The organism is Synechococcus sp. H55.2 (assembly GCF_047462495.1).
Lineage (GTDB): Bacteria > Cyanobacteriota > Cyanobacteriia > Thermostichales > Thermostichaceae > Thermostichus.
The window spans coordinates 1-9357 of record NZ_JANSJH010000058.1; the positions used below are offsets into that span (position 1 = coordinate 1).

At 60.9% G+C, this 9357-nt stretch carries 9 protein-coding genes; 2 read left to right on the forward strand and 7 right to left on the reverse strand.

The window, feature by feature from the left end; genetic code table 11:
• The 3 genes from NW844_RS08155 to pds all read right to left on the reverse strand — a co-directional run bounded on the left by NW844_RS08155 (nucleotide 1) and on the right by pds (nucleotide 3283).
• Nucleotides 1-801 carry an ABC transporter permease gene (locus NW844_RS08155; protein ID WP_414334894.1) on the reverse strand — a complete coding sequence of 267 codons (801 nt, stop codon included), beginning with the start codon at nucleotides 799-801 and terminating at the stop codon, nucleotides 1-3.
• Between the two features lie 74 nt (nucleotides 802-875).
• Nucleotides 876-1754: a phytoene synthase gene (locus NW844_RS08160; RefSeq protein WP_414334895.1), complete on the reverse strand. Its 879-nt coding sequence runs from the start codon at nucleotides 1752-1754 to the stop codon at nucleotides 876-878.
• A 116-nt stretch (nucleotides 1755-1870) separates the two neighbouring features.
• Nucleotides 1871-3283, reverse strand: coding sequence for a 15-cis-phytoene desaturase (pds, locus tag NW844_RS08165; protein WP_414334909.1), 1413 nt, complete (start codon nucleotides 3281-3283; stop codon nucleotides 1871-1873).
• A 171-nt stretch (nucleotides 3284-3454) separates the two neighbouring features.
• Between pds and NW844_RS08170 the strand changes: the two genes are divergently transcribed.
• The gene (locus tag NW844_RS08170; RefSeq protein WP_414334910.1) at nucleotides 3455-4693 is read left to right on the forward strand and encodes a phosphoglycerate kinase; all 1239 of its coding nucleotides are present in this window, start codon (nucleotides 3455-3457) and stop codon (nucleotides 4691-4693) included.
• A gap of 119 nt (nucleotides 4694-4812) precedes the next feature.
• Here NW844_RS08170 and NW844_RS08175 read toward each other — a convergent pair whose 3' ends face one another.
• From NW844_RS08175 to NW844_RS08185, 3 genes are all read right to left on the reverse strand, one after another.
• The gene (locus NW844_RS08175) at nucleotides 4813-5163 is read right to left on the reverse strand and encodes a DUF1257 domain-containing protein (RefSeq protein WP_414334896.1); all 351 of its coding nucleotides are present in this window, start codon (nucleotides 5161-5163) and stop codon (nucleotides 4813-4815) included.
• Between the two features lie 116 nt (nucleotides 5164-5279).
• Complete coding sequence (locus NW844_RS08180) at nucleotides 5280-6791, reverse strand: AAA family ATPase (RefSeq protein ID WP_414334897.1); 1512 nt, start codon at nucleotides 6789-6791, stop codon at nucleotides 5280-5282.
• 187 nt (nucleotides 6792-6978) lie between these two features.
• Nucleotides 6979-7350, reverse strand: coding sequence for a hypothetical protein (locus NW844_RS08185; protein ID WP_414334898.1), 372 nt, complete (start codon nucleotides 7348-7350; stop codon nucleotides 6979-6981).
• A gap of 179 nt (nucleotides 7351-7529) precedes the next feature.
• Between NW844_RS08185 and NW844_RS08190 the strand changes: the two genes are divergently transcribed.
• Nucleotides 7530-7736 carry a hypothetical protein gene (locus NW844_RS08190; RefSeq protein WP_414334899.1) on the forward strand — a complete coding sequence of 69 codons (207 nt, stop codon included), beginning with the start codon at nucleotides 7530-7532 and terminating at the stop codon, nucleotides 7734-7736.
• On the opposite strand, the gene NW844_RS08195 is transcribed toward NW844_RS08190, so the two are convergent.
• Nucleotides 7733-9357, reverse strand: a 1625-nt coding sequence (locus NW844_RS08195; protein ID WP_414334900.1) for an ABC transporter ATP-binding protein, incomplete at its 5' end; no start/stop codon positions are given. The two genes, NW844_RS08190 and NW844_RS08195, sit on opposite strands and share 4 nt — an antisense overlap.

A 9357-nucleotide genomic window follows, 5' to 3' on the forward strand; every position in this document is an offset into this window, starting at 1 on the left:
CTAATCCTGCTGGTGGGAAAACAGGTAGGCACCCACCAGGGCCAGAAGGGTTGCCAACCCCGCCAGCACCGCCACTGTGTACCAGGGGAACTGGGCAGGGGGCTGGTAGGCGGCTGCCCGCATGCCGATGCTGGCGTAGGAAAGGGGCAGGCAATAGACCAGCACCTGTAGGTAGCCTGGCAACTGGCTGGGATCAAAAAAAGTGGCCCCCAGAAAGGACATGGGCGTAATCAAAAAGTTGGTGAGCACGCCCACACTCTCCAAGCTGGGCACCTTTAAGCCGGCGATTACCCCGATGCCGGCAAAGACAGCGCAATCCAAAAGCAGCACCAACAGCGCCAGGGGATGAAGAAGGCCCCAGGCTCCTGTCCCCAGCACCCCCACCGCCAACACTCCCAAGGCCGTGAGCAGGCCGCGGGCAATGCCCGCCAACACCTTACCCAAATGCAGCGCCAGCGGATGCACCGGCAAGAGCAGCAGCTCCTCAAAGCTCTTGGTAAACAGCCGCGATCCACAAATGGAGAAAGTAGTGCCGGCAAAGCTAATCGTCATGGCCGAAAGAGCCACCATCCCCGGCAAAATAAAGCGTAAATAGGAACCTGCCGCCGTCGATCCGCCTACGTCAGCCAGGGCCTCGGCCCGCAGGGATCCGCCCAGCCCCACCCCAAAAGCAACGATGTAGATGAGGGGGGCCACCAGCCCCGAAGCCACCACCTGCCAGACCCGCCCGCGCAGATCCAGCCAGTCGCGCCAGAAGATGGTTAAACTGTCTTCCCAGATTTGCCGATAGGGCATCACCATAGGTTTTCCTCGCTCTTTACGGGTTTGGGGCTTGCCCACTGGGATCCGCAGTGGGAAACGGCTTGCTGTCACTACTAATAGCCGTAGTAGTTGGAGCGCCACCAGGCCACCGGCAGCGCCAGCGCCTTGCTCAGGGTGGACACATAGGCCCGAGTGCGAAACACCTGGTAGTGGTTGCGCTCGATGGCGTTGAGGATCTGCCGGTAGAGCATCAAAGAAGCGGCCACCGGCCAGCGGGAGTCCGGCTGCAGGGTAGGGATCCCTCGTTCCGCTTGGGCATAGAGCTCTCGAGCTCGCCGGATCTCGTAGTCCATCAGGGCCATCCAGCGCTCGTCGATGACATAGTTAAACAAATCCCGCTCTGAGTAGTTGAAGCGGCGCAAGTCCTCCAGAGGCAAATAGATCCGCCCGCGGCGGGCATCTTCCCCCACATCGCGCAAGATGTTGGTCAGTTGCATGGCGATCCCCAGGGCCACCGCCTCCTCGCGGCCATCCCGACCCGGCACAAACCCCATGATCTCCGAGCACATCAGCCCCACCACCCCGGCCACCCGGTAGCAGTAAACCCGCAGGTCTTCCCAGGTGGCGTAGCGCCGGGTGTCCAGATCCATGCTTTGCCCCCGTAACATCTCGCGGAAGGGCTCAATCGAGAGGCGGTAGGTGTGGATGGTGTGGATCAAGGCCAGGTCGGTGGGGGCTTGCGGCTCCCCCCCCTGGAACAAGGACTCCAGATGGGATCCCCACTGCTCCAGCTTGCTGCGGGTGACTTCCACCGCCGTCTGGCTGGCCTCCAGCCCATCCAGCAACTCATCGGTCTGCCGCAGCCAAGCATAGATGGCCCAGATGGCCCGCCGCTTGGGTCGAGGCAAGAGCAGGGATCCCAAATAAAACGTCTTGGCGTGCTTGGCCGTGATCTGGCGGCAGAGGGCAAAAGATTGCTCCAGCGGACTCATCGGGCTCATCTCCAGGGGCGCGGGGCCAGATGGGGACAGCGAGGGCACATCTCAACACTACGGGAAAGCGGACAGGCTGGATAGCCCCGACAGTCAGGTTGCTCCAAATGAGGCGATCAAACCCCTGCGGTTGCCAACCTTGAGAGCGCAGCCGCCGGGGATGGGCTCCCCTTGCTGATGGCCTCGGCTGCCCACTTGCCGGAGAGGATGGCCCCCTCCATGCTGCCCAGGAAGGGTTGCAGGGTGTAGCTGCCCGCCAAGAAAAAGTTGGGGATGGGGGTGACCTGAGTGGGACGGTATTGCTGCCGGCCCGGTGTGGCCTTATAGACCGAGCGCGGCGTTTTCACCACCACCCATTTGCGCACCCGCGCCGGGTTGGGGCCGGTGAGGTGCTGGGGAAAGAGTTTTTGGAGCTCCTCCAGCGTGGCCGCGAAGATCTCCTCGTCGCTGCGGTCGATCCACTCGGCAGCCGGGGCCAGCACCAGCTCCAGCATCGAGCGCTGTGGATCCGCATAGCCGCGGCAGGTATTGCTCATGTCGGCATACACGCTCAAGAGCGGCGAGCGGGAAAACAGCGAGTGGTCGATGTGGGTGAGCTTGCGGTCAAACCAAATCTGCAGGCTGATCACCGGCACCCCTTCCAGCTCGCGCAGTTGCTGAAAATAGGGCAGTTCCCACCACCGGGCCGGCAGCAGCTCTTTGAGTGCATCCACCGAAAGGGCTGAGACGTAGGCGTCGGCGGTGACCTGAAGCGGCCCGGCAGGGGTGAGAAAGCGAAAGCCCGCTACACTGCCGTCGGGGTTGAGGTCGATGGCCTGCAGCGCCGCATTCAAATGCACCTGGCCGCCGCGGGCTACGATGGAGTCCACCATCGGCTGGCAAAGCCGCTCCGGCGGGGCGCCATCCAGGTAGGCGATCTTCGAGCCGTCCTTTTGGCGCAAAAAGCGGTTCAGGGCCGTCAGGGGCACCATGGCCGAGATCTCGTCCGGGTTGATGAACGCCAACGCCTTGGAGACGGCGATAAAAATATCCGTGTTGACCCGCTCATCGATGCCCTGCCGGCGCAGCCATTCTAAGAGGCTGTAGCGATCCATCTGCTCCACGTAGCGCTGGCCCCGCACCATGGCCGGCACTAGGCCCAGGGCAAATTTCACCTTTTCGCTCCAGGTGAGCATGTCGTTGTTGCGCAGGATGCCGACAATGGCGTTGAAGGGAGCGGGAATGTCCGGCAGGTCAAAGCGGGAGTAGGTGCCCGGCTTGTCCGGCTGGTTGAAGATCAAACTGTGTTCCTTCCACTGCAGGCGATCGGAGATACCCAGCTCCCGGAACAGTTGCAAGGTGTTGGGGTAGGCGCCGAAAAAGTTGTGCAAACCCGTCTCAATCCAGTCCCCGTCGGCATCCTTCCAGGCGGCCACCAGCCCCCCCAGCACATCCCGCCGCTCAAACAGCAGCGGCTGATGCCCGGCATCACACAGATACTTGGCACAGGCCAGCCCCGCCAGCCCTCCTCCAGCAATGGCTACACGCATGATGATGACAATGAGCAACATTATCTATTCTATTTGCAAACCGTTACAATCGCTCCAGCCACCGGCGGTGGGGAGAAAACCCGGAGAGCACTTGTTTCCCGCCGGGATCCGATCCCTGGTAGGATACGGAAGAAAAAAGCGATTCTCTTGGTTCCAGGGGGAGGGACGATGATGGCCAAACAAACACTGGGATCCCTGCTGTCATCCGGCTTTGATCTGACCGGCAAGCGTGTGCTGGTGCGCGCCGATTTCAACGTCCCTCTGGATCCCCAGGGCAACATTACCGACGACACCCGCATCCGCGCCTCGCTGCCCACCATCCAAGCTCTGGCCCAGGCGGGGGCCAAGGTCATCCTCACCAGCCACCTGGGCCGCCCCATCAAAAAAGACAAAGAGACCGGCGCCCTCCAGATCACCCGCGAGGGCAATAGCCTCGCCCCTGTGGCCACCCGTCTTTCCCAGCTCTTGGGCCAGCCGGTGGCCTTTGCGCCCGACTGCATTGGCCCTGAGGCGGAAGCCGTGGTCAGCCGCCTGGAAAACGGACAGGTGGCCCTCTTGGAAAACGTTCGCTTTTACCCGGAAGAGGAAGCCAACGACCCGGAATTTGCCCGCAAGCTGGCCTCGCTGGCCGACTTGTTTGTCAACGATGCCTTTGGCAGCGCCCACCGCGCCCACGCCTCCACCGCCGGCGTCACCGCCTACCTCCAGCCTGCCGTGGCCGGCTACCTGGTGGAAAAGGAGCTGCAGTTTCTCTCCGGCGCCATCGAGAACCCCCAGCGACCTCTGGCGGCCATCATCGGCGGCTCCAAAGTCTCTACTAAGATTGGCGTCATTGAGCGGCTGCTGGAAAAAGTGGACAAGCTCCTGCTGGGCGGCGGCATGATCTTCACCTTCTACCAAGCCCAAGGGATCCCAACCGGCAAGTCTTTGGTGGAAACTGACAAGCTGGAGCTGGCCCGCTCTCTGATGGAGAAGGCCAAAGCGCGGGGCGTAGAGCTGCTGCTGCCGGTGGATGTGGTGGTGGCCGATAAGTTTGACAAAGACGCCAACGCCCAGACGGTTTCCATCCACGCCATTCCCGACGACTGGATGGGCTTGGACATCGGCCCCGAATCGGTCAAAGCCTTCCAGGCTGCCCTGCAGGGGTGCCAAACCGTAGTCTGGAACGGGCCGATGGGCGTATTTGAATTCGACCGCTTTGCCGCGGGCACAGAAGCCATTGCCCGCACCCTGGCCGACCTCACCCAGGCCGGGGCCATCACCATCATTGGCGGCGGCGACTCGGTGGCGGCTGTGGAAAAAGTCGGCCTGGCCGACAAAATGACCCACATTTCCACCGGCGGCGGCGCCAGCCTGGAGCTGCTGGAGGGCAAAGAGCTGCCCGGCATTGCCGTCCTCAGCGAAGTGTAGTGTAGGTTCCTGCTCGGCTCATCCAACCCAAAAGCAGCAAAAAAGTAGGGGCTGAGTTCAGCCCCTCTTTTGCTCTACTCGGCGCAGATGGCCGCAGCAATGGCGAGACTGGATCCGGCTTAGTGCATCACCACTTTAACGTTGGCGTTGTTCAAGCCAGGACGCTTCACCTCGGCCAAGGTCTTGTTGACGGCGTACTTCTGGTTGATGGAGTTGATCAACTCGGTTTGGTTGTGCTTCTTGGCCACGCCCCACAGATCGGCGATCAGGTCGTAGGAACCGTCGGGGTTCTTGGACCAGCCCAGATCGTAGTCGCCTTCCAATTGGGCCACGATGTCGGCACGAACACGCTGGCCGTTGTAGCCACGCACATCGGCGTTCATCTTGACGGTGTAGCCGAGATCGCGCAGGGAGTTAACCAGAATCTGGCCATCGGTGATCTTGGTGCGCAAGGTGCTAAAATGAGACATGGTGTTTCTCTCCTGTGTTTAGGGTTTGGAACATCAACACAAACAATGGGCAACGTTCAAAGTGGGGGTTTTGCCATTTTTGCCTCTGCCAAGGCAACTCTGGCTTCTCACTCCTCCTAGAACTCCAGCCGCTGGTACTCGGCTACAGAGGCTGCTGCAGGCCGAGCCCGCTGCTGGGCCCATTCCCTCAACGCTACCACTTGCTCCGTCATGGTGCGAGATAGCGGTTGAGTTGCTTTCGTTGCTGCCAAAATGTCCAGTTGCGTAAATTCGCGGTTCTGGGCAAACGCTTCGTACATGGCAGCAATCAAAACTTGTTCGATCTCCGCGCCGGAGAAGCCCTCGCAGGCCGCTGCTAGCTGACGCAGATCAAAGCGGCTGATGTCGCGCCGCCGCTTCTTCAGGTGGATCCGGAAGATCTCCATGCGCTCGTTGATGTTGGGCAGATCCACGAAGAAAATCTCGTCAAAACGGCCCTTGCGCAGGAACTCGCCCGGCAGGCGCTCTACGCGGTTGGCCGTGGCCATGACAAACACCGGCGAACGCTTCTCCTGCATCCAGGTGAGGAAGGAGCCAAAGATGCGGCTGGAGGTGCCGCCATCGGAGTCGCTAGAGCCTGCCGAGCCGGCGAAGGCTTTGTCCAGCTCGTCGATAAAGAGGATGGCCGGTGCCAGCGATTCGGCGGTGCGCAGGGCGCTGCGCAGGTTGGCCTCTGACTTGCCGACCATAGAGCCATCATAGACGCGGCCCATATCTAGGCGCAGCAGCGGCAAACCCCAGAGACGGGCGGTGGTCTTGGCGATCAGGGACTTGCCGCAGCCGGGCACCCCCAGAATCAAAAGCCCCTTGGGCTGAGGCAGGCCGTAGGCACGGGCCCGCTCGGTAAAGGCCTCAGAGCGCTGTAGCAGCCAACGCTTCAATTCCTCCAGACCGCCGACCGCGTCGATCGTCTCATCTTCTTCGATGAACTCAAGGATGCCGTTGCGGCGGATCAGTTGCTTTTTCTCAGAGAGAACGATATCGACCTCCGCCTCGCTGAGGCGACCGTGCGTCACCACCGCCTTGCGGTAAACTTTTTCCGCCTCATCCTGCGTCAGGCCCAGGGCCGCTTTGACCAGCTTTTCTCGCGTCTCAGGGCTTACGGATCCGCCGCGGGGAAGCTGCTCCAACTGCCGGTTGAGGGTGCGCTCCAGGGCAGCCATGTCCGGCAGGGGAAAGTCGACTACGCAAATGTCTTTCTCCAGCTCGACGGGGATCACCTGCACCGGCGACATGAGCAAGATGGTTTTGTGGGATCCCTTCAAGCTGGCGATGGCATCGCGCAGCCAACGCTTGACCTCGGTGTTGTCCAAAAAGTCGTGCAGATCCTTGAAGACGCAGATGGCGGGATCCTTTTGCTCCATCACCCACTGGATGGCCGGCTGGGGAGATTGGGTGTTGTGCTGGGTGAGGCTGCGGGGGTTGCCGTATTCGATGATGCCGTGGGTAACTGTCCAGATGAATAGGCGTCGCTGGGGCCTCAGGGTGCGGGCAATCGCTGCCAGAGCCGCTTCCGCCCGTTCCTCCTCTGGGGTAAGCAGGTACAGCAGTGGGTATTGAGCTTGAATGAGGATGCTGAGCTCTTGCATGGGAAACACCAACTGCAGAGGGGAAATCTAAGGAAAGCGACAGAAAGGGAGAAAAACGGAGTTTGGGTTGCTTGGGCTTGGATCGCGCTTGGGAAGATGTCCTTGTTGAGTGAATCTTAGAAACCTTTTGTGCTGGTGTTTGCTCCTGTCTAGCTTCAGTTGCCAAAGGAGCCCACCTAGAAGCGTTTTAGCAGGGCACCAACGCATCTTGCCGTTGCTCTTCCGAGCCGGCAGCCGATCCCCAGTATTCTGGCTCCACCTCTTCGAGAATGGCTTCCTCAGCCGATGGCTGGTGCAGCGAAACCACCTCTCCGTTGCGGATGACAAACCGATGGCCGCACTCAGGGCACCGATGGACGCGGTAGGCGCTGCCTTGTACGCCTTCGATAACTTCTGGGTGCAGCAGATAAAAGGTGAGGGCCTTCTCTGCCACCGCTGACATTGGCTCTTGCTCCACGGCAGCCCGAATCTTCAGATTCCGGTACAGGTCAGGTGAGAGATACAGAGTTACCTTCTGCTTGACCTCTGTGCCTTCCACTACTTCTGGCCGATGATTCATGGCTAACCGCTTTTCTGAGTTGCTTGCCAAACTTGAAGGCCATCATAGCCAGCCTGCCGCTTTGACGGCAAGCTTTTAACAATCTGTAATAATTTTCTCGATATCTTTTGGGCTTGTGGACATCTGCGGGTGGGGGAGTAGGCTAAGTAGGAGACTCAGGAGCGGAGTGGGCAATCCCTATGGAACGCTTAATCAACACCCTCAGCAAAAATTTCTCCAGTTGGGGCCGCCGTGCCCTGGTGCAAACCGGCGATGGTTTGGCCAGCTTAAAGGACATTGCCCTGGACAGTGGCAATCTGTTGCTCTGCAAAGCTCGAGTTGCCCTTGCGGACGCCAGCTTCACCACCCTGCGGGCGCTTGGGTCTCGCTTTGGTGCCGGTCGCTAGCCGCCCAGACCTTGCAGCCGGTAGAGCTTGGCGTAGAGGCCGTTGCGGGCCATGAGCTCGGCGTGGGATCCCTGTTCTTTCAGTTCCCCCCGCTGCAGAACCAAGATGCGATCCACATTGCGGATGGTGGAGAGGCGATGGGCGATGATGAGGGCGGTGCGATCCCGTAGCAGGGTTTCCAGGGCGGATTGGATCAGGGCCTCCGTGCCCACATCCAGGCTGGCGGTGGCCTCATCCAAGACCAAGATTTTCGGATCCCGCCACAGGGCCCGCACAAAGCTAATGAGCTGTTTTTGGCCGCTGGAGAGGTTGCTGCCCCGCTCCCGCACGGGGGTGGCGTAGCCCTGGGGCAGCTCGCGGATGAACTCGTGCAGGTGGAGTTGGCGGGCCACCCGCTCTACTTCTGCCAGCTCGCCCTTCTCTCCCAGGGTGATGTTTTGCTGGATATCTCCAGAGAACAAGAATCCGTCCTGCAGGATCACGCCCAGGTGACGGTGCAGCTCGGCCTGGGGCAGATCGCGAATGTCCACGCCGTCGATGCGGATGCAGCCGCGAGTTACCTCGTAAAGGCGGCAAAGTAGGCGGATGATGGAGCTTTTGCCGGCGCCGGTGGGCCCCACCAGGGCGACCTTTTCGCCGGGGCGGATGGTGAAGCTGAGGTCTTTGAGCACCCACTCGCCGGGGTTGTAGGCAAACCAGACCTGCTCGAACTGCACCTCCCCTTTGGCCGTTGGGGGCAGGTGGCGCGGCTGGACGGGATCCTGGATGGCGACGGGCAGGCTGAGGATGTGGTCGATGCGTTCCACGGCGGTGAACCCCGCCTGCAGGGCGGTGAACTTTTCCGCCAACTGGCGCAGGGGGTTGAAAAAGCGCTGGGAAAAGAGAATGAAGGCGTAGAGGCTGCCGAAGGTGAGGGGGTCTCGGGGCAAAGGCAGGGATCCCCCTCCGGCTGCCAGCACCTGCTGCCCCCCCACCCACAGGAGAGCGGCCACCGCCAGCCAGGCAACCCACTCCAAAACGGCGGAAAGGGCAGAGTCGTAGAGGATGGTCTGATCCACCTCTTGGATGTAGCGCCGGTTGATGGTTTGAAAAATCTCGCTGTTGAGCCGCTCCCGCCGAAACAGTTGCACCACAGCAATGCCCAAGACGTTTTCCTGGATCCAGGCGTTGAGCTTGGAGAGCTCTTCCCGCACGCGGAAGTTGGCATCGCGAAAGCGGCGCTGCAGCTCGATGACCACAGCGCTAACCGGCAGGACAATGAGGATCAGCAGCAGGCCCAGATCCCAGCGCTGGCTGAGCATTACCACCGCGATTACCGCCAGGGTAAAGAGGTCGCTGACGATGCCGACCGCGCCGGTGGAAAACACATCCCCCAGAGCTTCTACATCGCTGGTGATGCGGGTGATCAACTTGCCCACCGGGGTGCGATCGAAAAATTGGGCCGGCAGGGCCAGCACGTGGGCAAAGAGATCATTGCGGATGTCGCGGGTCATCAACTGCCCCAGCTTCTGGCTGGTATACCCTTCCAAGGCTTGAAAAACCCAGCGGGCCAGCAGGGTGAGGATCAACAGGCCCACGTAGGGCCAGAGGCCGGCGAGGATCCCACTGTTGCCTTGGGCGA